Source organism: Stenotrophomonas sp. 364 (assembly GCF_009832905.1).
Taxonomy (GTDB): Bacteria; Pseudomonadota; Gammaproteobacteria; order Xanthomonadales; family Xanthomonadaceae; genus Stenotrophomonas; species Stenotrophomonas maltophilia_AP.
The window spans coordinates 4,704,964-4,724,976 of the sequence record NZ_CP047135.1 but is presented as its reverse complement, the minus strand read 5'-3'; the positions used below and the strand labels follow the sequence as shown (position 1 = coordinate 4,724,976).

Annotated in this window: 19 protein-coding genes; 5 read left to right on the top strand and 14 right to left on the bottom strand. The window is 67.7% G+C overall.

The annotated features are described in order from the left end of the window. Window positions 1-102: 102 nt before the first annotated feature. The 3 genes from GQ674_RS20940 to GQ674_RS20930 all read left to right on the top strand — a co-directional run bounded on the left by GQ674_RS20940 (window position 103) and on the right by GQ674_RS20930 (window position 2,472). Window positions 103-816 (top strand): hypothetical protein, encoded by a 714-nt coding sequence (locus GQ674_RS20940; RefSeq protein WP_159498993.1) that lies wholly within the window; start codon window positions 103-105, stop codon window positions 814-816. A gap of 46 nt (window positions 817-862) precedes the next feature. Further along, on the top strand, window positions 863-1,819 hold the full coding sequence (locus GQ674_RS20935) for a cation transporter (RefSeq protein ID WP_159498991.1): 957 nt from the start codon (window positions 863-865) through the stop codon (window positions 1,817-1,819). A gap of 260 nt (window positions 1,820-2,079) precedes the next feature. Next, complete coding sequence (locus GQ674_RS20930; protein ID WP_159498989.1) at window positions 2,080-2,472, top strand: hypothetical protein; 393 nt, start codon at window positions 2,080-2,082, stop codon at window positions 2,470-2,472. Window positions 2,473-2,549: 77 nt separating this feature from the next. Here the strand turns inward: GQ674_RS20930 and GQ674_RS20925 are convergent, their stop codons facing one another. After that, a complete protein-coding gene (locus GQ674_RS20925) occupies window positions 2,550-3,383 on the bottom strand; it encodes an AraC family transcriptional regulator (protein WP_159498987.1) in 834 nt (277 codons plus the stop codon). Window positions 3,384-3,493: 110 nt separating this feature from the next. Here GQ674_RS20925 and GQ674_RS20920 point away from each other — a divergent pair, with 110 nt between their 5' ends. Continuing rightward, window positions 3,494-3,919 carry an organic hydroperoxide resistance protein gene (locus GQ674_RS20920; RefSeq protein ID WP_159498985.1) on the top strand — a complete coding sequence of 142 codons (426 nt, stop codon included), beginning with the start codon at window positions 3,494-3,496 and terminating at the stop codon, window positions 3,917-3,919. 221 nt (window positions 3,920-4,140) lie between these two features. Here GQ674_RS20920 and mmsB read toward each other — a convergent pair whose 3' ends face one another. The 5 genes from mmsB to GQ674_RS20895 are packed head-to-tail and all read right to left on the bottom strand — an operon-like array spanning window position 4,141 to window position 9,685. Further along, window positions 4,141-5,031 carry a 3-hydroxyisobutyrate dehydrogenase gene (mmsB, locus tag GQ674_RS20915; protein ID WP_159498983.1) on the bottom strand — a complete coding sequence of 297 codons (891 nt, stop codon included), beginning with the start codon at window positions 5,029-5,031 and terminating at the stop codon, window positions 4,141-4,143. After that, on the bottom strand, window positions 5,028-6,203 hold the full coding sequence (locus GQ674_RS20910) for an enoyl-CoA hydratase/isomerase family protein (RefSeq protein ID WP_159498981.1): 1,176 nt from the start codon (window positions 6,201-6,203) through the stop codon (window positions 5,028-5,030). Before GQ674_RS20910 ends, mmsB begins: the two co-directional genes overlap by 4 nt. Then, window positions 6,200-6,997 (bottom strand): enoyl-CoA hydratase, encoded by a 798-nt coding sequence (locus tag GQ674_RS20905; protein ID WP_159498979.1) that lies wholly within the window; start codon window positions 6,995-6,997, stop codon window positions 6,200-6,202. Before GQ674_RS20905 ends, GQ674_RS20910 begins: the two co-directional genes overlap by 4 nt. After that, the gene (locus GQ674_RS20900; RefSeq protein WP_159498977.1) at window positions 6,994-8,160 is read right to left on the bottom strand and encodes an acyl-CoA dehydrogenase family protein; all 1,167 of its coding nucleotides are present in this window, start codon (window positions 8,158-8,160) and stop codon (window positions 6,994-6,996) included. Before GQ674_RS20900 ends, GQ674_RS20905 begins: the two co-directional genes overlap by 4 nt. Before the next feature lie 19 nt (window positions 8,161-8,179). Further along, window positions 8,180-9,685 (bottom strand): CoA-acylating methylmalonate-semialdehyde dehydrogenase, encoded by a 1,506-nt coding sequence (locus GQ674_RS20895; RefSeq protein ID WP_159498975.1) that lies wholly within the window; start codon window positions 9,683-9,685, stop codon window positions 8,180-8,182. A 111-nt stretch (window positions 9,686-9,796) separates the two neighbouring features. On the opposite strand from GQ674_RS20895, the gene GQ674_RS20890 reads away from it, so the two are divergent. Next, window positions 9,797-11,167 carry a short-chain fatty acyl-CoA regulator family protein gene (locus GQ674_RS20890; RefSeq protein ID WP_236546141.1) on the top strand — a complete coding sequence of 457 codons (1,371 nt, stop codon included), beginning with the start codon at window positions 9,797-9,799 and terminating at the stop codon, window positions 11,165-11,167. A 522-nt stretch (window positions 11,168-11,689) separates the two neighbouring features. On the opposite strand, the gene GQ674_RS20885 is transcribed toward GQ674_RS20890, so the two are convergent. From GQ674_RS20885 to GQ674_RS20850, 8 genes are all read right to left on the bottom strand, one after another. Beyond that, window positions 11,690-13,585 (bottom strand): RpoH suppressor, encoded by a 1,896-nt coding sequence (locus GQ674_RS20885; protein ID WP_328803843.1) that lies wholly within the window; start codon window positions 13,583-13,585, stop codon window positions 11,690-11,692. Window positions 13,586-13,733: 148 nt separating this feature from the next. Then, the gene (locus GQ674_RS20880; RefSeq protein WP_159498969.1) at window positions 13,734-14,270 is read right to left on the bottom strand and encodes a lipocalin family protein; all 537 of its coding nucleotides are present in this window, start codon (window positions 14,268-14,270) and stop codon (window positions 13,734-13,736) included. A gap of 25 nt (window positions 14,271-14,295) precedes the next feature. Then, on the bottom strand, window positions 14,296-15,369 hold the full coding sequence (locus GQ674_RS20875; RefSeq protein ID WP_159498967.1) for a cyclopropane-fatty-acyl-phospholipid synthase family protein: 1,074 nt from the start codon (window positions 15,367-15,369) through the stop codon (window positions 14,296-14,298). Continuing rightward, on the bottom strand, window positions 15,366-16,163 hold the full coding sequence (locus GQ674_RS20870; protein WP_159498965.1) for a DUF1295 domain-containing protein: 798 nt from the start codon (window positions 16,161-16,163) through the stop codon (window positions 15,366-15,368). The genes GQ674_RS20875 and GQ674_RS20870 overlap by 4 nt, the downstream gene beginning before the upstream one ends. Next, window positions 16,160-16,714, bottom strand: coding sequence for a DUF2878 domain-containing protein (locus GQ674_RS20865; protein WP_159498963.1), 555 nt, complete (start codon window positions 16,712-16,714; stop codon window positions 16,160-16,162). Before GQ674_RS20865 ends, GQ674_RS20870 begins: the two co-directional genes overlap by 4 nt. A gap of 1 nt (window position 16,715) precedes the next feature. Continuing rightward, on the bottom strand, window positions 16,716-17,972 hold the full coding sequence (locus tag GQ674_RS20860; protein WP_159498961.1) for a cyclopropane-fatty-acyl-phospholipid synthase family protein: 1,257 nt from the start codon (window positions 17,970-17,972) through the stop codon (window positions 16,716-16,718). Further along, window positions 17,969-18,736 carry a DUF1365 domain-containing protein gene (locus GQ674_RS20855; RefSeq protein WP_159498959.1) on the bottom strand — a complete coding sequence of 256 codons (768 nt, stop codon included), beginning with the start codon at window positions 18,734-18,736 and terminating at the stop codon, window positions 17,969-17,971. The genes GQ674_RS20860 and GQ674_RS20855 overlap by 4 nt, the downstream gene beginning before the upstream one ends. Continuing rightward, window positions 18,733-20,013 carry an FAD-dependent oxidoreductase gene (locus GQ674_RS20850; RefSeq protein ID WP_159498957.1) on the bottom strand — a complete coding sequence of 427 codons (1,281 nt, stop codon included), beginning with the start codon at window positions 20,011-20,013 and terminating at the stop codon, window positions 18,733-18,735. The genes GQ674_RS20855 and GQ674_RS20850 overlap by 4 nt, the downstream gene beginning before the upstream one ends.

The window sequence follows — 20,013 nt, the reverse complement described above, 5'->3', positions numbered from 1 at the left end:
CGCCGTGGACACAGACATAATGTCCACAAAGTTATTTGCACTTGCTGTGGGGGCGCTGGTAATTGCCCCTGGCCGCCTGGATCGCCACATGTGGATTGCCCGGTGAGGAACACTCCCCTGCCACTGCCCACGGCACTGAAAAAGGCGTCCATTGCTGTTGAAGTGGATGGAGGTCCGGCTGCAGCCGCGCCCGTCGAACGCCGCTCGTCAAGCCCTGTATCACGTGCATCTCCACGCATTGGCGACGCGCTCTCCGGCGCCAAGACAGACGCCGATGTAGCGTGGTTGGTGCGTAACGGATATCCCTCCACGGAAGCGGCTGGCGATGCGTTGCTTCGCCGGGGCGCGAGAGGCCCGTTCGACCGAAACGAGCTGCTGGACGCGGCAGCCATCCTGGATGCGGAGCAACTGGCACTTCTCGACTCTGCCCGGCGCAGGGATGCGATGGAGTTCCTCGCTGCTTCTGCCCAGTCTGGCTTCATCTACGCACTTGAGACCATCGCGCGGACTCACGGCGAGGGCGTGAATGGCGTCGCTGATCCCGTCCGGGCATCGGCCTATCGGAAGGCTGACGAGATGCGTGGCAGTTGGCCTGCAGGACTGGCCAATGGCCGGTCACAGCTGACGCCTCAGAAGGAGATGTACGCCACGCTGATTGCCCACCAGGTCATTGCGAACATTGAACGGGACAGGCAGAAGTACGGCCTGCCGCCCCTGGATATCGATACCCGCCCGGGCCTGGACGACCTGATGACGGACATCGGAACGGGCGCCGCCGCCGGGGTGCCGGCGACGTCAGGCATACATGGACGGTGACCGAAGGAGCGTATGTAATGCAGCGTCGCACTCCACTAACGCTCCGATGACCTCTGCCCGCCCCCGCCTGTTCGACCCCACCACCGAGCAAGGCGTGCTGCGCCTCTCCATCGCCGCCTCGCTGGCGATGGCGGCGGCCGCCGTGGTGTTCGGCTTCCTGGCCAACTCCTCGCTGATCATCTTCGACGGCATCTACGGGTTGATCGACGTGGTGATGACCTGGCTGTCGCTGCTGGTGGTGCGGCTGATCAGCATGTCGACCCACGTGGATACCCTGCAGTCGCGCTTGAACCAGCGCTTCACCATGGGCTTCTGGCACCTGGAACCGATCGTGCTGGGGGTGAGCGGCACGCTGATGATCGGCGCGGCGTTGTATGCGGCAGTCAATGCGGTGGACGCGTTGATGTCGGGCGGGCGCGAGATCGCACTGGGGCCGGCCATCCTGTTCGCGGTGCTGTCGATCATTGCCGAGATCGGGCTGGCGGTGTTCATCCGGCGGGTCAACCGCAGCATCGGCTCGGAATTCATCGCGCTGGACGGCAAGAACTGGGTGGTGTCGGCCAGCATGTCGGCGGCCTACCTGGTCGCCTTCATCGGCGGCGGGTTGCTGGGCGGCACGCACTGGGCCTGGCTGGTGCCCTACATCGATCCGGCGATCCTGCTGGTGGTGTGCCTGTTCGTGATGGTTGCGCCGCTGGGCACGGTGCGCCAGGCGCTGTCGGACATTCTGCTGATCACCCCGGTGGACCTGCAGGCGCACGTGGATGCCGTGGCGCGCGACATCGTGGCCCGGCACGGTTTCCTGGAATACCGCAGCTACGTGGCCAAGGTCGGGCGTGGCGAGCAGATCGAGTTGTTCTTCGTGGTGCGCGCCGACGATCCGCCGCGTGCGCTGGTGGAGTGGGACCGGCTTCGCGATGAGATCGGCGAAGCGCTGGGCGAGGAATCCACCGACCGGTGGCTGACGATCATGTTCACCACGGATCGGGAGTGGGCGATCTGACGTGGCCCACCTTGCACGCGGATGCGGAGAGAGGCCACTTCATGTCGAGGCATAGTCGCGGACGTACTGACTGCCCGTTCCCATCCAGACATTGGATTGGCAGGCCTGGCAAGCGCTCACTAGGCTCCTCGATACCGTTCACGTCGGACGGTTGAAACGCGCGATGGAGTCGCGCAACACACGAGGAGAAGAACAATATGCTGAACCATGGAACGGGTAGCGTGCTTGCCCTGTGCCTAGCCGTCGCAGGAGGATTTGCGATGCCATTGAAAGTCGATGCCACCCCGCACACCACCGTCGTCACCCGTCATACGTATGCATCTGGCGATCCTGCAGCTGGGAGCATTCTGGACTGGATCGCAGCGCGGTCGCCGGACAGACGACCGCTGGCGCGCAATGGTGTAGTCAGTGTGGAGAGAATGCAGCACTTCCGGGGACGATCCGCGAGGTCCTCCGATTCCCCCACGCCACCGGGCGGCTTGCCGGACAAAGGATATCCGGGCGAAGAATACAACGTCGAAAACAACCTTCCTGACGGAACCGCACAAACTTGGAGCTATCGCTGGGTAGAACCGTCAACCGGCCATGGGGGAGGCTGGGACTTGGTGGGCTATTCGTTTCGAAAGGGAAACGATCCCGTCAATATCCAGTAGACCTGCGGGTTGACTGAAGCGTGGGGTGGCTGGAGACAACCGAGCTCTGAGGTGCCCCACGATGCGATAACGCGGCATCACGCGCCAGGTGCAACCCCCTGTTTCCACTGCCGCGGCGACAGCCCGGTCTGCGCCTTGAAGGCGCGCGACAGTGCCGCTTCGCTGCCATACCCCACATCGATGGCGATGCGCTTGAGCGGCTGCCCCTTGCGCAAGGCCTGCTGCACCAGCCGCGTGCGCCAGCCCTGCAGATAGTGGCCGGGGGTGCTGCCGATGGTGTCGCGGAAGCTGTCGGCGAACGCGCTGCGTGACATGCCGGCACGCTGGGCCAGCGACTCCAGCGTCCATTCGTCGGCCGGTGCCTCGTGCATGGCCACCAGCGCGTGGCGCAGGCGCGGATGGGCCATGCCGGCGAGCAGGCCCACGCGCAACTGGCCGCTTTCCATCAGCGCGCGCAGGATCTGGATCAGCACCACTTCAAACAGACGGTCGAGCAGCGCCTGGCGGCCGCAGCGCTGGGCGAAGGCTTCTTCGAACAACAGCGACAGGATGGGCTGGCCGCCGTAGAGCTGGTCCAACGGCAGGCAGATGATCGGCGGCAGCGCGCTGGCCACCGGGTTGTTGCCGGCCCCCTCGAACTGCAGGTGGGCGCAGGCGAAGTCGGCGCCGCGCCCCGCATCGGTAACGAAGCGATGCGCCAGCGGACGTGGGTACAGCAGCACGCTGGGCTGGTCGATCTGCAGCACGCTGCCGTCGGCGTGCTCCACGCGCACCTGGCCCTCGCGGATGAGGTGCAGCTGGCCGCGTTCGCCATCGGCGGGCAGGTCGTTGATACCGCACAGCGGACCGGCGTGGAAAACTTCGGCGCTGACCGCAAAACGGCTCAGCAGGGACTGCAGGCGATCGACCATTCTGGACTCCTGGTCAAGTTTGACAGACGAAATGTAACCCAACGTACCCCTGGACCGGTCAAAGTACACCTGCCATCTGGCCCACCCCATTCACGCCGCAGGAGATTCCCATGTCCATCGAAAAGGTTCTGTACACCGCCACCGCCACCGCTACCGGCGGCCGTGAAGGCCACGCCACCTCGTCCGACAACGTGCTGGACGTGCAGCTGTCGACCCCGCGCGAGCTGGGCGGCGCGGGCGGCCCCGGCACCAACCCGGAACAGCTGTTCGCCGCCGGCTACTCGGCCTGCTTCCTGGGCGCGCTGAAGTTCGTGGCCGGCCAGGCCAAGGTTGCGCTGCCGGCCGATACCGCGATCACCGGCAAGGTGGGCATCGGCCAGATCCCGACCGGCTTCGGCATCGAGGTGGCGCTGGAGATCTCGGTCCCGGGCCTGCCGCGCGAGCAGGTGGAAGAGCTGGTGCAGAAGGCGCACATCGTGTGCCCGTACTCCAACGCGACCCGCGGCAACATCGACGTGACGCTGACCGTTGCCTGATGCCGCAGGTGCCGTACCGGCCTACGGGCGGCACCTGACGCACGGGTAAAAAAATGGGCGGCTGCCTGGCTCGATAGCCTGGCAACCGCCCATCCCACCGCGGTGGCTCCCGTGGGTGTGCCCGCGGGATGCGTCTGGTCTGGCAGCCACGACCAACGGTCGTTGCCTACCCGGTCGTGTCTGGATTCATGAGGTTGCCGGGCAGAGCCCGGCACTACGCGTTACTTTTCGTTGGCGATCAGCTGGACAACGCTGGAGAAATCCAGTTTGCCGCGGCCGGCCTGGTGGTTCATCGAATACAGGTTGCGCGCCAGTTCGCCGAGCGGGATCGAGGCGCCGACGCTCATCGCCGCTTCCACCGCCAGGCCCATGTCCTTGAGCATCAGGTCGCTGCCGAAGCCGCCGCTGTAGCCGCGCGAGGCGGGGGCATTGTCCAGCACGCCCGGCCACGGGTTGCATACCTCGGTAGCCCAACTGCGGCCGGTGCTGACCGCCATCATCTGCGACAGCACCTTGGGGTCCAGCCCGTGCGCGACACCCAGGGCGATCGATTCGCCGGTGACGGCCATAATCACGCCCAGCGCCATGTTGTTGCACAGCTTGGCCACCTGGCCTGCACCGCTGGCGCCCACGTGGAAAATGTTCTTGCCCATCGCCTGCAGGATCGGGCGCGCACGTTCGAGCGCGTCTTCCTCGCCGCCAACGATGAAGGTCAGCGTGCCGGCCTGCGCACCGGCAGTGCCACCGGACACCGGTGCGTCGAGCATCTGCAGGCCACGCGCTGCGGCCGCTTCGGCCACCTTGCGCGCGGTGGCCGGGGCGATCGTGCTGCAGTCGATGACCAGCGCGCCGCCCGGGATGTCGCCGAGCAGGCCGTCATCGCCCAGGTACACGCCTTCGACGTGGCGGCTGGCCGGCAGCATCGAGATCACGATTTCGGCGTCGGCCAGGGTGTCCAGCGCCGAATGTGCGGCGGTGGCACCGGCATCCACGGCGGCCTGCACGGCGGCAGGCACCAGGTCGAACACGCGCACGGCGTGGCCGGCCTTGGCCAGGTTGGCGGCCATCGGGCCACCCATGTTGCCCAACCCGATGAATGCAATACGGCTCATGCGTGGCTCCTTTCAGGGACGGGGGTGCCGAGGTCGGCCAGCGGATGCGCGGCATCCGACCACGGCGAAACGAAGAAGGTGTGGGCCCATTCGGCCGTGGCGTCCGCCAGCGTCCGTGGCTGCCACCGCGGCGTGCGGTCCTTGTCGATCAGCAGCGCGCGGATGCCCTCGGCGAAATCGCCATGGGCGGCCGCGTGCAGCGCAGCGATGTATTCGATGCGGTAGACCTCGGCCAGCGTTGCGCCGGCGGCCAGTCGCTGCAGTTCGAACGCCAGCCGCGCCGAGCCGGGTGCACCGGCGGCCAGCGTGGCCTGCGCGGTCTTCAACCAGGCGTCCTCGGTCTCCAAGGCACGAATCGCCTCGACGATCGCACCAACGTCGTCACCGGCGCACAGCGCATCCACGGCGGCGGCATTGCGCAGCAGCGGGCCGGTGGCCGCATCGCTGGCGTGCTGCTGCAGCAGCGCGGTCAGTTGTTCGTGATTGCGCTTGGCCTCGCGGCTCCAGTGCACGTCCGCCAGCGCGTTGAACACGGTCTCGCGCTGCGTCTCGGCGATGTGGATGTCGGCCAGGCCGGCATAGATCGCATCGCCTGCGTTGAGCGGCGCACCGGTCAACGCCAGGAACAGGCCGCCCTTGCCCGGTACGCGCGGCAGCAACCAGCTGCCGCCTACGTCGGGAAACAGGCCCACGGTGATTTCCGGGAACGCCAGCTTGGAGCGCTCGCTGACCACGCGGTGGCTGGCGCCGGACATCAGCCCGATGCCGCCGCCCATCACGATGCCGTGGCCCCAGCACAGGATCGGCTTGGGATAGGTATGGATGGCGTAGTCGACGCGGTATTCGACGTCGAAGAATTCAGCCGCGTAGGCGTTGTCGCGGATGTCGGTCTTTCCGGCCTCGCGATAGTCGACCATGCTGCGATACAGGCTGTGCAGGTCGCCGCCGGCGCAGAACGCCTTTTCGCCTGCGCCCTGCAGCACCACCAGCGCCATGCCGTCATCGTTGGCCCACGCATCCAGACGCTCGCGCAGCAGGTGGGCCATCGGCAGCGAGAACCCATTGAGGGTGCGCGGTGCGTTGAGCGTGGCGATACCGATGCGCGTGCCGTTGGCGGCCGCGCGCTCTTCAAACAGCACCGGGGCCTCGTCGCTGGCGGTCGGCGTGCTCATGCGTTCTTCCACTGTGGGGCGCGCTTTTCCAGGAAGGCGTTGACGCCCTCGGCCTGGTCGGCACGGTCGAACAGGTCCACGAAGGCCTCGCGCTCGGCCACCAGCGCCGAGGCGTGGGTGCCGCTGCGGGTGGCCTGCACCAGGGTCTTGCAGGCGGAAATGCTGGACGGGCTCTGCTTGCCGGCCTTGTGCGCCCATTCCAGCGCCAGGGCCTTGGCTTCGCCCTTGCCCACCTTTTCTTCGGCCAGGCCGATGCGCACGGCCGTGTCGGCATCGATGCGTTCGCCCAGCAGGATCATCCGCTTGGCCCAGCCCTCGCCCACCAGGCGCGGCAGGTTCTGGGTGCCACCGGCGCACGGCAGCAGGCCCACGGTGGCCTCCGGCAGCGCCACCTGGGCGTGTTCTTCGATGATGCGCAGGTCGCAGGCCAGCGCGCATTCCAGGCCACCTCCCATCGCATAACCGTTGATCGCGGCGATGGACACGCCACGGAAGCCGGACAGCGCTTCGAACGCTTCACCGAACCGGCGCGCCGCTTCGCGGGCGGCGGCCTTGTCGCCGGAGGCGAATTGCTTGAGGTCGGCACCGGCCGAGAAGAACTTCTCGCCGCCGCCGGTGATCACCAGCGCATAGATGCCGTTGTCCGCATTGAGCGCGCCCACCAGGTCGCGCAACGCCGACAGGCTGTGCACGGTCCAGGTGTGGGCCGGCGGGTTGTCCAGCGTGACCACGGCAACATGGCCGTCGGCCTCGACCTTCAGGCCGGTGTGATCATGCGTGCGCCAGTCGATCATCGCAGTTCCTCGTCGGTATTGAGCAGGTGGCGGGCCACGATCACACGCATGATCTCGTTGGTGCCCTCCAGGATCTGGTGCACGCGCGAATCGCGCAGCAACCGTTCAATGGGGTATTCGCGGATATAGCCGTAGCCGCCGTGGATCTGCAGCGCGTCGTTGCAGATGTTGAAACCGGCGTCGGTGGCGAAGCGCTTGGCCATTGCGCACCACACCGTGGCATCGCTGGCACCGGCATCGAGCTTGCGCGCGGCGCCGTGCACCATCTGCCGGGCGGCGACCAGCTGGGTGGCCATGTCGGCCAGCTTGAACTGCAGCGCCTGGAATTCGGACAGCGCCTTGCCGAACTGGCGGCGCTCGCCCATGTAGCGGCGCGCGGCGTCCAGCGCGCCCTGGGCCGCGCCCAGCGAGCACGCGGCGATGTTGATGCGGCCGCCGTCCAGGCCCTTCATGGCCAGCTTGAAGCCGCTGCCTTCCTCGCCCAGCAGGTGGCTGACCGGCACCCGCACGTTCTCGAAGGTGATACCGCGCGTGGGCTGGCTGTTCCAGCCCATCTTCTCTTCTTTGCGGCCGTAGCTGATGCCCGGCAGGTCGGCCGGCACCGCGATCGCACTGATGCCACCGGCACCGGGACCGCCAGTGCGCGCCATCACCACCAGCAGCTCGGTGGCACCGGCGCCGGAGATGAAGGCCTTGGAGCCGTTGAGTACGTAATCGTCGCCGTCACGCACCGCGCTGGTCTTCAGCGAGGCCGCGTCCGAACCGGCGCCCGGTTCGGTCAGGCAGTACGAGGCCAGCTTGGTGCCGGAGGAGAGATCTGCGCCCCATGCGGCACGCAGGCTCTCCTGGCCCCACTTGGCCACCATCCACGAGGCCATATTGTGGATGCTGACATAGGCCGCCGTGGACGGATCCACGTTGGCGAGCTCCTCGATGACGACGGCGGCGTCCAGACGGCTCAGGCCGCTGCCACCGACCTCGGGGTCCATGTACAGGCCACAGAACCCGAGTTCCCCTGCCTTGGCGATCGCCTCGCGCGGAAAGATGCCCTCCGCATCCCATCGCGCGGCGTGCGGCGCCAGTTCGGCCTGGGCGAAGTCACGCGCAGCCTCTCTATAGGCCTGCTGCGCTTCGTCGAGTTCCGTCGTCATCGAGTGGCTCATGGTCGAACTCCGTTGGTGCTTACTTCAGGCTGATGGTGGTGTTGACGCCATGACCCAGGGTCTCGTCGTCGAACCAACGCGAGGTGATGGTCTTGGTCTGGGTGTAGAACATCACCACCTGCTTGCCGTACGGGCCCAGGTCGCCGAGCTTGGAAGCGCGCGAACCGGTGAAGGAGAACAGCGGCACCGGCACCGGGATCGGCACGTTGATGCCCACCTGGCCCACGTCGATGTCTTCCTGGAACTTGCGGGCCGCCGCGCCGGACTGGGTGAACAGTGCGGTGCCGTTGCCGTTCGGGTTGGCGTTGATGAGTGCGATGGCGTCTTCCAGCGTGTCCGCTTCCAGGATCACCAGCACCGGCCCGAAGATTTCCTCGTCGTAGATGCGCATGCCCGGGGTGACGCCGTCGAAGATGGTCGGGCCCACGAAGTTGCCCTTCTCGAAGCCGTCCACCTGCGGGTTGCGACCATCCAGCACCAGCTTGGCGCCCTGCTCCACGCCCGAGGCGATCAGCGCTTCGACACGCTCGCGCGCGGCGCAGGAGATCACCGGGCCGACGTCGGTGCCGGCAACGCTGCCACCGCTCACCTTCAGCGTCTTGGCCTTGGCCACCAGGTCCGGCACCCACTCGCGTGCTTCGCCGACCAGCACCAGGGTGGAGGCGGCCATGCAGCGCTGACCGGCCGCGCCGAAGGCGGCACCGACCATCGCGTTGAGGGTCTGTTCCTTGTTGGCGTCCGGCAGCACCACGGCATGGTTCTTGGCACCCATCATGCACTGCACGCGCTTGCCGGCCAGCGAGGCGCGGTTGTACACGTGGGTGCCGACACGGGTGGAGCCGACGAAGGACACGGCCTTGATATCGGGGTGGTCGCAGATCGCGTTGACCACCTCTTCGCCGCCGTGCACGACATTCAGTACGCCCTTGGGAATGCCGGCTTCCAGCGCCAGTTCGACCAGGCGCATGGTGACCATCGGGTCCTGCTCGGACGGCTTGAGGATGAAGGTGTTGCCGGTGGCGATGGCCATCGGGAACATCCACAGCGGAATCATCGCCGGGAAGTTGAACGGGGTGATGCCCGCGCACACGCCCAGCGGCTGCAGCAGGGTGTAGGTGTCCACGCCGTTGGCCACGTTGTTGGCCAGCTCGCCCAGCTGCAGGTTGCCGATGGCGGCCGCGTGCTCGACCACTTCCAGGCCGCGGAACACATCGCCTTCAGCGTCGGGCACGGTCTTGCCCTGCTCGGCGCTGAGGATGTGGGCCAGCTCGCTCATGTGCTCGCGGATCAGCTGCTGGTATTTCAGGAAGATGCGCGCACGGGTGCCGATCGGGGTCTTGCGCCAGGTCTTGAACGCTTCCTTGGCCGAGGCGACGGCGGCGTCGACTTCGCTGGGGGTGGCGAACGGAACCTGGGCCAGGACGTCCTGGGTGGCCGGATTGACCACGTTCTGCCAGTGCGAGCTGGCCGATTCGATGAACTGGCCATCGATCAACATGCGGATACGGGGCGCTGCAACAGTCATGGACAATCCCGGGGGCTCGAAAGTTGTTGGCATTATTCACAAGGCCCTGCTCGATTTCCGGGCTGTATACGCTTAATCTGGCCAATGCCCGCTACGATTCTTGTGAATTCTGTGAATAGCCAGCCCATCCACCGCCAGATCGGCCTGCGCCTGCTCAAGCTGCGCGAGCAGCGCGGCTACAGCCAGGTGGAGCTGGCCCGGGCGCTGGGGCTGTCGGCCAGCTACTTGAACCAGATGGAGCGCAACAAGCGCCCGCTGACGCCGGCAGTGCAGCAGAAGCTGCGCGAGGTGTTGGGCGACGTTTCCGGGCTGTTCGACGTGGATGAGCCCGGCGCGTTGCAGGAAGCGTTGAGCGAGACCCTGCGCGACCTGGGGCTGGACGATGTGAGCAGCACCGAGCTGCGCGCCATGGCCGGCAACCTGCCGCAGGTGAGCCAGGCCCTGCTGGACCTGCACCGCCGCCACCTGGCGCTGCGCGAACATGCCGCCGCGCTGGAGTTCCAGCTGGGCGACGTGCATGCCGGGCAGGCGCTCCCCGCCGGCGACCAGGTGCGCGATTTCTTCAACCGCATGCACAACCACATTCCCGAGCTGGACGATCTGGCCGAGCAGCTGTTCGGCGAGTGGGGGCTGGTGGCCGGTCACGTGGCGCCCCGGCTGCGCCAGCTGCTGGCCGACCGCCACGGGGTGCTGGTGGAGGTGGCGCCGCTGCAGGCCGGGCGCGAGAAGCGGGTCTACGACGGTGGCAGCCGCACGCTGTGGCTGCCCGATTACCTGGAGCCGGGCCAGCAGGCATTCCAGATGGCGGCCGAGCTGGCGCTGCTGGGCTATGCGGCGCAGATCGATGCGGTGATCGCACGTGCCGGTTTCCGCGAGCCGGAGCAGGTCGCGCAGGCGCGGATCGGCATGTCCAACTATTTTGCCGGCGCGCTGGTGATGCCGTATGCGCAGTTCCTGCGGGCGGCCGAGCACAGCAGCTATGACATCGATGCGCTGGCGCACCGCTTCGGGGTGGGCTTCGAAGCGGTGTGCCATCGGCTGAGTACGCTGGCGCGGCGCAGTGCGCCGGGCCTGCCGTTCTTCTTCATCCGCGTGGACCGGGCCGGCAATGTGTCCAAGCGGCACTCGGCCACCGACTTCCACTTCTCGCAGGTGGGCGGGTCGTGCCCGCTGTGGATCGTGTACGAGGCGTTCAACCAGCCCGGACGCGTGCTCACCCAGACCGCGCGCATGCCCGACGGACGCCGCCACTTCTGGCTGGCGCGGCAGGTGAGCAGCGGCCCGATCGGGCATGGGCAACCGCGCAAGACCTTCGCGGTGGCGCTGGGCTGCGACCTGCAGCATGCCGAACGGCTGATCTACACGCGCGGGCTGGACATCCAGAGCCCGGGCAACTCGGTCTCCATCGGCCCGGGCTGCCGCGTATGCCCGCGCGAAGACTGCATGCAACGCGCATTCGCGCAGCTGCCAGGCCGCGGGTAGAGTCGACCGTTGGTCGACGTGCATCCGGCGCCAGGAATGTTCGACCCCACGGAGGTAGAGTCGACCGTTCGTCGACTTCCGTCCGACGCCAGGAATGTTCGACCCCACGGAGGTAGAGTCGACCGTTGGTCGACTTCCGTCCGACGCCGGGAATGTTCGACTCCGACGCGAAGGGCAGCCGACCAACGGTCGGCTCTACCTCCGGTGCCGGGAATGTTCGACTCCGATGCGAAGGGCAGCCGACCAACGGTCGGTTCTACCTCCGGTGCCGGGAATGTTCGACTCCGATGCAAAGGGCAGCCGACCAACGGTCGGCTCTACCTCCGGTGCCGGGAATGTTCGACTCCGATGCGAAGGGCAGCCGACCAACGGTCGGCTCTACCTCCGGTGCCGGGAATGTTCGACTCCGATGCGAAGGGCAGCCGACCCACGGTCGGTTCTACCGGTGGCTCACGTTTCATCAGCGGTCGGTAATACCGGAAGGCGACGTTCCATGCGTTGCCGTCGCGCGCCCCTACCGGCTCAGTAAATCGGCGTGACCTTCATCTGCGGCAGCGGGCGCGGTGCGCCGTCGGTGAGGTCGGGGCCGAGGTCTTCCCAGGCTTGGCCCTGTTCCACCATCCGCCGCCATAGCTGCCGGGAGGCGCGCCGCTTGTCTTCCGAACCCAGCCGGTAGGACGGCGGTGGCGGGTCGCCGGTGGCCACGCTCTGGTACGCGTCATGCCAGGCGGCCACGCGCTGCGCGGGATCGTCGGTGCGTGCGATCTCCAGCGTGTAGCGCTGGTAGGCCGAAGCCAGGTTGCGCCAGCGGATCCAGTAGTGGTTCTGGAAGGAGAACCCGCAGAAGCGCTCGCCGGCCACGCTGCCCTTGGCGGCGATGCGGCTCAGCACGTCCTGCGGCATGTCCAGGTTCATGCCACCTTCGTCGCCCTGCAGCGACACGTGCACGATGCGGTCGCGGTAGCCTGGCGCACGCGCCTGCAGCACGTCGCGCCAGTTCTGCATGGTCGATACGATCGAGAACAGGAAGCCGGACATCTCCGCGGCCGCCAGCGGCCGCGCAATGGCGTGGTAGCTGCGCTGCCAGCCCTGACGGTTCTCGGTGGGCAGGAACACCGCCTGTTCAAGCTGGGCCTGTGCGCCATGCCTGCCGGCGTCCAGCACGCTCACGGCATCGGCGTGGCGCGGATACACCAGATTGATGCCGAAGGTGGGCCAGCGCGGCAACGCGGCGTCGAACAGGTGGATGGGGAAGTTGCTGCTGATGCCGCCATCGGAAAACCAGCACACGCGGAAGGCGGTGATCACCGGACCACAACTCTGGCCGCCGCTGGTCAGGCCTTCCATGCTGTCGGCGACGTGGCAGGTGTCGTGCGGGCCTGGCGCATCAGGCTGCGGTTCACAGCGACGCTCGCGACGCGCCGGCTCGTGCAGCGGCACCGCGCTGATCAACAGCGGGAAACTCAGGCTCATGCGCGTGGCCACAAGCACCGGCAACTGCTCGCCGTCGACCAGGCGGTAATACGCGCGGCCATCGACCTGCTCGGGCGCGCCGGCCTGGGCCACCAGCCACTCCACCACGCTGGCCGGGAACAACTGCGCGAATTCTTCGCGCAGGAACCAGAAATGCGCCCCGCTGAACGGCAACGTGCGCGGCTCGGTATGCGACACGCAGGTGGTGATCATCTGCAGGCTGATGGCCTGCGCGTCGGCCGGCTCGCCGGCGTAGCGGGGGGCCTGGTGCAGGTCGCCGAAGGTAAGCGGCTGGCCCGGCGGCTTGCCCGACAGCGCCTGCAGGCGGTCATGCAGCCAGTCGGTCAGGGCCGGGGTGGCGGCATCGGCCTGGGTGCTGCCGTTGCACAGCCCGAGCAGGTTGCGCCGCCCCACCCGCGCCACCCGCAGCGCCGACGCCAGCACGCCCGCGCCATAGGCACACAGCAGCGACGGCAGCAGCGTCGCCCAGACCCCGGCCACGCCGCCGGCCAGCCAGCCGATGCCGAGCAGGCCGATCAACGCGGCCAGCAGCTCCAGCGGCGCGATGGCGAATACGGCGGCCAGCAGGCAGGCGATCTTGCGCGGCAGGCTGGATTTGCCGGTGAGCATGACCAGCAGGCGGTAAGCGGTGCGCGCACCATGCGCGGGCTGGAAGAGGCCGTAGATGAAGCCGCGCGTGGACAGTTGCGCCGACACCGCCGACAGGCCGGGGAACCCCACCTGTGCCTCCACCGCCTCACCGGCGTGGCGGCGGCGATCCCCCAATGCCGCTGCGGCGGCCACCGCAGCGGCAATCGCTCCGGCCGAGGTGCCGCCGATGTTCTTGAAGCGGTACTCGCGTGCCAGCGACAGCACCGCGTTGGGATACACGATGCCGCTGGTGATGCCGCCCTTCATGACCAGATCGCAGTACTTGTCCGCCACGCCCGACTCCTCCCGTCCGCCTGCCCATGCGCGGCCGATCCGCGCAGGCCCCGCAGGCATCCCGGCCAGGGGCCGGCACCAAACGGGCTGATAACGACAGTATCGCCCGGGGCCTTCTCACGGCCTGAGAAGCACGGCACGGAACGCCTTACTCGGGTTTGGTACCCGACTGCGGCACGCGACGCACCTTCGACAGGTCGTAGCCCAGCGCGGCCAGCCGGGTCATCGCGGCCTTGTAGTCCGCCTCCGGAATGGTGGGGGTACGCGCCATCAGCCACATGTAGTCACGCTTGCTGCGCCCCACGATGGTCTGCTGGTACTCCGCATCCAGGTACACGATCACGTACTCGGCCTGGATCGGCCAGATGAACTGCATGCCCCACTCAGCACCGTTGGTGCCGGGCTTGACCTTGCCGATCGGGTGCATGGTCTTCACCGGCGCATCGAAGCTGCCCTTGCGGTAGCGGAAGGTGGTCTGGATGCGTCCATCCGGGCGCAGCGCGTAGGACTCCACCGCATCGAACGCCTCGCGCTCGGGGCGGCTGGGGATATGGGCGATCACATACCAGTCGCCCATGAAGCGCGGCACATCCACGTGTGCCACGGGCGGGATGGGACGGGTATTGCCGCTGCAGCCCAGCATCAGACTGGCCAGCAACAGGGGAGCGAGGGCGCGGTAAGACATGGCAGGATCCTCATGGCAGGCGGGGTCACGGGCGGTCGAACAGGTAGTGGGCCACCTGCCATTGCTGGCCGTCCTGGTAGCCGAACAGCTCGGCGCAGGCCATCCAGAACATGCGCCAGCGCTGCGCCCACAACGCTGCCGAGGGCGCGCCGTAGCACTGGCGCATGATCTCCAGCACCGCGTCGCGGTGCTGGTCCTGGTTGGCCAGCCAATGGTTGGCGGTGCGCTGGTAATGGGTGCCGTCGAGCAGCCAACGCTGCTGCAGGTGCAGGTGCTGCTGGAAGCACAGCAGCGTGTCGGCGGCGGGCATCAGGCCACCGGTGAAGAAGTGCCGGCCCATCCAGTTGTCGTCCCCCTCGGTCTCGAACGGGTACATCAGCGTGCGGTGCACGAAGATGTGCACGAACAACTTGCCCTGCGGGCGCAGCCAGCCGTGGATGCGCTGCAGCAGCTGCTGGTAGTTGCGCATGTGCTCGAACATCTCGATGGACACGCAACGGTCGAACGCGGCCGCATCCAGCACCAGCGTATTGGCATCGCGGGTCAGCACGGTAACGTTGTTCAGCCCGCGCAGGCGGCACTGCGCCTGGATGTGTTCGCGCTGGCTGTTGGAGTTGGACACGGCGGTGATGCGCGCATTCGGATAATGCTCGGCCATCCACAAGGTCAGCGAGCCCCAGCCGCAGCCCAGTTCCAGGATGTCCTGGCCATCGGCCAGCTGGGCGCGCTGGCCGTACAGGGCCAGCATGGCCTCTTCGGCCTGGTCCAGTGTTTCGGTGCCGGTGGGGTAGTAGCAGCTGCTGTATTTCAGGCGCTTGCCCAGACACAGCTCAAAGAAGCCGGCCGGCACTTCGTAGTGCTGGCGGTTGGCCGCATCCACGTGCAGCGCCACGGCGCTGTGCGAGAGCTCGGCGATGCGCGCGGCAAAGCGCTGCGACTGCGCCTGCTGGCCACCCGCCAGTTCCTCGCGCAGCCGCGCCTCGCATTGACGACGGATGCCCAGGCGCAGCAACGCGTCGGGCAGCAGGCCGCGCTCGGCCAGGCCGGTCAGGCCCGGGGCGTGGTCGGGCGCGGGCAGGTAGTCACTGGCGACATTCACGGGGACGGCTCCTTGCGGGTATTCGATGAGCGGGAGGGAAACCACGGGAACAGCATCGGCGTGGTGCGCTGGTAGTCGCGGTAGTCCTCGCCACGGCTGCGCAGTGCCTGGGCCTCGGTGAAGGGAATGCCGCTGACCCAGCGTAGGAACACGTACATCACCACCGGGCCGGACCAGGCCAGCCACCACAGCGGCGAATGCACGGCGAGCAGCACGTAGGTGAACCAGTGCAGCCATTCAAAGAAGTAGTTGGGGTGCCGCGAGTAACGCCACAGCCCGTCGCGGCAGGTTTTGCCCTTGTTGCTGGGGTCGGCGCGAAAACGTGCCAGCTGGCGGTCGGCCAGCGCTTCGCCGCCCACGCTGAGCAGCCAGACCGCGATGGCGGCCAGGATCCAGCGCAGGTCATCGGGCTGGGGGTTGTGCGCGACCGCAACGAACGGCAACGCGAACAGCACGATCAGCCCCGCCTGGAACTGGAAGAAGCCGAAGATCTTGCCCTGGTGCCCGTTCCAGTGGGCACGCAGGTGCTGGTAGCGGCCATCCTCCGGTTCGCTGCGCACGCGGTGCCACAGATGCAGCGCCAGCCGCGATCCCCACAGCCCGCCGAGCACCGCCAGGGCGATGCGCGGTGCCGGTGCGCCGCTGCCCAGCACCGCCAGCAGGAGGGCCGACGCGCCCACGCCCTTGGCCCACAGCACATCGACCACGCCGATATTCTGGTGACGGCGCTGCCACCACCAGCCCCAGCTCATGATCAACGCGGCATACAGCCATACCCACCACAGCAGCTTCATGCGTGTTCTCCCGCCGTATCAGAAAGGGGGGGCGACGTGCGCTGCCAGTGGCGCGCGCACGCGGCCAGCACCGGCAGCGCCAATGACCAACCCAGGCCCAGCAACAGCACGCCCTGCCAGCGCGGCGCAGCGAAAACCACCGCTGACCAGCCACGTGCCGCCGACAGATAGGCCAGCGGTGCCAGCAGCAGCCCGACCAGGGCGGCGATGCGCAGGTGCTTCTGCAGCACCGCAAACGAGACCGGCAAGGTCATGGCGAACGCCGCCCACAAGGCCAGAATCCACACCGGGGCCACCCACGCCGGCCCATTGCCGGCCGCATAGTGCACCCAGCCCGAGCCACCGGCCACGCCATCCACCAGCAGACCGCACAGCAGCGCCACGCCCAGCAGGCGCAGTTCAACACCGGGGTGCGGCGACAGCGCAAGCTGGCTGGCCACGTACACACCGGCGGCCAGCAACGCGGGCCAGCGCAGGCCGTGCCCGGCGCCGACCACCGCGCACAGCCACACCAGCTGGTTGCCGATCACGTTGGCCCAGAAGCGCACCATCTCAGCCGCCTTCGCCAGGCGCGGCAGGCCGGTAGCCCGGGCGCGCCATCAGCAGGTGCGACACGCCGATGGAGCGTTCCAGGAAACCGCCTTCGCAGTAGGCCAGGTAGAACTCCCACAGGCGGATGAAACGTTCGTCGAAGCCCTGCGCGCGCACCGCCGGCAGCTGCGCCAGGAAGCGCTGCCGCCAGGCCCGCAGGGTGAGCGCGTAGGACGTACCGAAATCCTGCTGGCCGATCAGCTGCAGGTCGCTGCTGCGGGTCTTGGCCGCCATGATCGCGTTGATCGAGGGAATGAAGCTGCCGGGAAACACGAAGCGCTTGATGTAGTCCACGCTGCGCCGCGCCTGTTCGTAGCGCTGGTCTTCGATGGTAATGGCCTGCAGCAGCGCCAGGCCCTCGGGCTTGAGCAGGCGGGTGAGCGTGTCGAAATAGGTGTCCAGGTACTGCGCACCGATGGCCTCGATCATCTCGATGGAGACCAGCTTGTCGTACTGGCCGTCCAGGTCGCGGTAGTCCTTCAGCAGCAGCGTGACCTTGTCCTGCAGGCCGGCCGCTTCCACGCGCGCCTTGGCCAGGGTGTACTGTTCCACCGAGATGGTGGTGGTGGTGACGTGGCAGCCGATCTCGCCGGCTGCGTACAACGCGAACCCACCCCAACCGGTGCCGATCTCCACCACGTGGTCGCCCGGCTGCAGCTGCAGCTGCGCGCAGATGCGTGCCAGCTTGCGCCGCGAGGCGTCTTCCAGCGAGTCGGCCGGGCTGGCATACAGCGCCGAGGAGTACATCAGGTCCGGCGACAGGAACAGCGAGAAAAACGGATTGCCCAGGTCGTAATGCGCGGCGATGTTGCGGCGGCTGCCTTCGCGGGTATTGCGGCGCAGCCGGTTCCAGCCCTTCAGCAGCCAGCCGCCGACGCGCGCCACGCCACGCTCCATGCCGTCAAGCAGGTCGCGGTTGCGCACCAGCAGCTGCACCAGCGCCACCAGGTCGCTGCAGTGCCAGTCGCCACGGATGTAGGATTCGCCCGCGCCCACGCTGCCCTGCGCCGCCACCGCCCGGTAGAAGGCGGGGTCATCCACCCACACGCTGACGCGCAGGGTGGCCGCCGGATCGCCCAGCAGCACATCGCCGGCAGCATCGCGCAGCTGCAGGCAGCCGCCGCTCAGGGGCGCCAGCTGGGCCAGCAGGCGATCGCGCAGGAAGCGCTCCAGCGCCGTGGGCGTCAGCAGCGCAACCGGGCGGGTCATGTCGTTCATGGGCGTTTTCCTGCAAGCGATGGATGGTCGTGGACGGGAGTGCGCTTGAGCCACAGGCGCAGTGCCTGCCAATGGATGGCGGCCACCACCTGGACGGTCATCAGCGGGAAGCGCAGCAGCACGCCGGCCAGGCTGCGCGCGGTGATCGGGTGGCGTTGCAGTATCAAATCGGCATCGAACTGGCGTACGCCGGCGCGCCACACCTGCATGTGCACATGCAGGTCGTCACCGGGCGCGGTGAAACGCCAGCGGTAGTGGCAGTCCATGGCCATGAAGGGCGATACATGGAACTGCTTGTCGAATTCCCAGGCCAGCGCGCGGCCGCTGGCATCGGCGGCGGCTACCGGCAGCACGTAGGCGTGCCGCTCCTTCCAAGGGGTGTTGGTGATCTCGGCCACGATGCAGTCCAGCGTGCGGCCATCGTCGGCGTAGCAGTAGTAGAAGCTGACCGGGTTGAACACGTGGCCGGCATAACGCAGGTGGGTGAGCAGGCGGATCGGTCCGTGGGGTGCGCGGCCCAATGCCGCCGTGATGCGCGCGCGTACCGCGTCGGCCAGCGGTTGCTCCGGGTCGCCGAGGTAGTCGCTGCGGCGGAATTCGGCCAGGTTGCGGCGTCCCACCGACCACAGCCAGCGCCGCGCGAACAGCGTGTCGATCTCATCCAGGTCCAGCAGCAGCTGCGCCACCGGGTAACCGAACGCATGCGGGTGCGGGGCGTGGCGGCGGTGGCGCATGCGGCCACGGTAAAGGGCGCTGGCACTCATGCCGGTTGCGCCTCGGCCAGCGGCCAGTACGACTCGGCGTCCAGCGCCTGCAGCGCATCGACCACGCGCCGTGCACTGCGGATACCGTCTTCGTGGAAGCCCCAGCCCCAGTACGCGCCGGCAAACCAGGTGCGGCGCTGGCCCTGGATCTCGGCCCAGCGCTGCTGCGCCGCCACCATCGCGTGGTCATGCACCGGGTGCGCGTAGTGCAGCGTGCGCAGCACCTTGGCCGGATCGATGGCGGCTGTGCGGTTCAAGGTGACCACCAGCGGCGTGGGCGTGTCGATGCCCTGCAGTTGGTTCATCAGGTAGCTGACCGTGCACGGCGCCAGCGGGCTGGCCGGTACGTGTGCGTTCCAGGCGGCCCAGGCCTTGCGGTTGCGCGGCAGCAGGCGCGCGTCGGTATGCAGCACCACCTCGTTGGGCTGGTAGCGGATCGCGCCGAGCACGCTGCGCTCGCTCCGGTCGGCATCGGACAGCAGCGCCAGGGCCTGGTCGCTGTGGCAGGCCAGCACCAGCTGGTCAAAGCCCTCCAGCCCGGCTGCGCTGTGGACGCGCACCCCATGCTCGTGGCGCTCCACGCCGAACACGCGGCAATCCAGCCGTTCGCGAACGTGCCAACGCCGTCGCATCGCGTCGATGTAGCGCGCCGAGCCGCCCTGCACCACCCGCCACGGTGCGCGACCACTCACCTGCAGCATCTGGTGGTTGGCCATGAACTGCACCAGGTAGCGCGCCGGGAAGGCTTCGAGGCTGGCGGTAGGCGAGGACCACAACGCCGAGGCCATGGGCAGAAGGTGCTCGTCGATGAAGGTGCGCCCATAGTGGCCGGCGCGCAGGTAGTCCCCCAGTGAAGGCCCCGCATCGTCGCCGTGCAGCAACGCCGGCGCCTCGCGGTAGAAGCGACGCAGGTCGCCGAGCATGCCCCAGAAGCGCGGGGAAACGAGGTTGCGACGCTGGCAGAACAGCCCGTCCAGCGAAGTGGCGTTGTACTCCAGCCCGCTGCGCTCGCTGTGCACCGAAAAGCTCATGGTGGTGGGCTGGGAGGCCACGTTGAGTTCGTCGAACAGCGCGGTGAGCAGCGGGTAGTGCAGCGGGTTGAACACGATGAAGCCGGTGTCCACCGCATGGCTGGCGCCGTCCACCTGCACCTGGTGGGTGTGGGTGTGGCCGCCCAGGTAGTCGTTGGCCTCAAACAGCGTCACCTCGTGCTGCTGGCCCAGCCACCAGGCGCTGGCCAGGCCGGCGATGCCCGATCCGATCACGGCGATACGCAT

Coding starts and splice junctions, on each gene's coding strand:
- GQ674_RS20935 (WP_159498991.1), top strand. CDS start 863: ATGACCTCTGCCCGCCCCCGCCTGTTCGACCCCACCACCGAGCAAGGC.
- GQ674_RS20930 (WP_159498989.1), top strand. CDS start 2,080: ATGCCATTGAAAGTCGATGCCACCCCGCACACCACCGTCGTCACCCGT.
- GQ674_RS20925 (WP_159498987.1), bottom strand. CDS start 3,383: ATGGTCGATCGCCTGCAGTCCCTGCTGAGCCGTTTTGCGGTCAGCGCC.
- GQ674_RS20920 (WP_159498985.1), top strand. CDS start 3,494: ATGTCCATCGAAAAGGTTCTGTACACCGCCACCGCCACCGCTACCGGC.
- mmsB (WP_159498983.1), bottom strand. CDS start 5,031: ATGAGCCGTATTGCATTCATCGGGTTGGGCAACATGGGTGGCCCGATG.
- GQ674_RS20910 (WP_159498981.1), bottom strand. CDS start 6,203: ATGAGCACGCCGACCGCCAGCGACGAGGCCCCGGTGCTGTTTGAAGAG.
- GQ674_RS20905 (WP_159498979.1), bottom strand. CDS start 6,997: ATGATCGACTGGCGCACGCATGATCACACCGGCCTGAAGGTCGAGGCC.
- GQ674_RS20900 (WP_159498977.1), bottom strand. CDS start 8,160: ATGAGCCACTCGATGACGACGGAACTCGACGAAGCGCAGCAGGCCTAT.
- GQ674_RS20895 (WP_159498975.1), bottom strand. CDS start 9,685: ATGACTGTTGCAGCGCCCCGTATCCGCATGTTGATCGATGGCCAGTTC.
- GQ674_RS20880 (WP_159498969.1), bottom strand. CDS start 14,270: ATGTCTTACCGCGCCCTCGCTCCCCTGTTGCTGGCCAGTCTGATGCTG.
- GQ674_RS20870 (WP_159498965.1), bottom strand. CDS start 16,163: ATGAAGCTGCTGTGGTGGGTATGGCTGTATGCCGCGTTGATCATGAGC.
- GQ674_RS20865 (WP_159498963.1), bottom strand. CDS start 16,714: ATGGTGCGCTTCTGGGCCAACGTGATCGGCAACCAGCTGGTGTGGCTG.
- GQ674_RS20860 (WP_159498961.1), bottom strand. CDS start 17,972: ATGAACGACATGACCCGCCCGGTTGCGCTGCTGACGCCCACGGCGCTG.
- GQ674_RS20855 (WP_159498959.1), bottom strand. CDS start 18,736: ATGAGTGCCAGCGCCCTTTACCGTGGCCGCATGCGCCACCGCCGCCAC.
- GQ674_RS20850 (WP_159498957.1), bottom strand. CDS start 20,013: ATGCGTATCGCCGTGATCGGATCGGGCATCGCCGGCCTGGCCAGCGCC.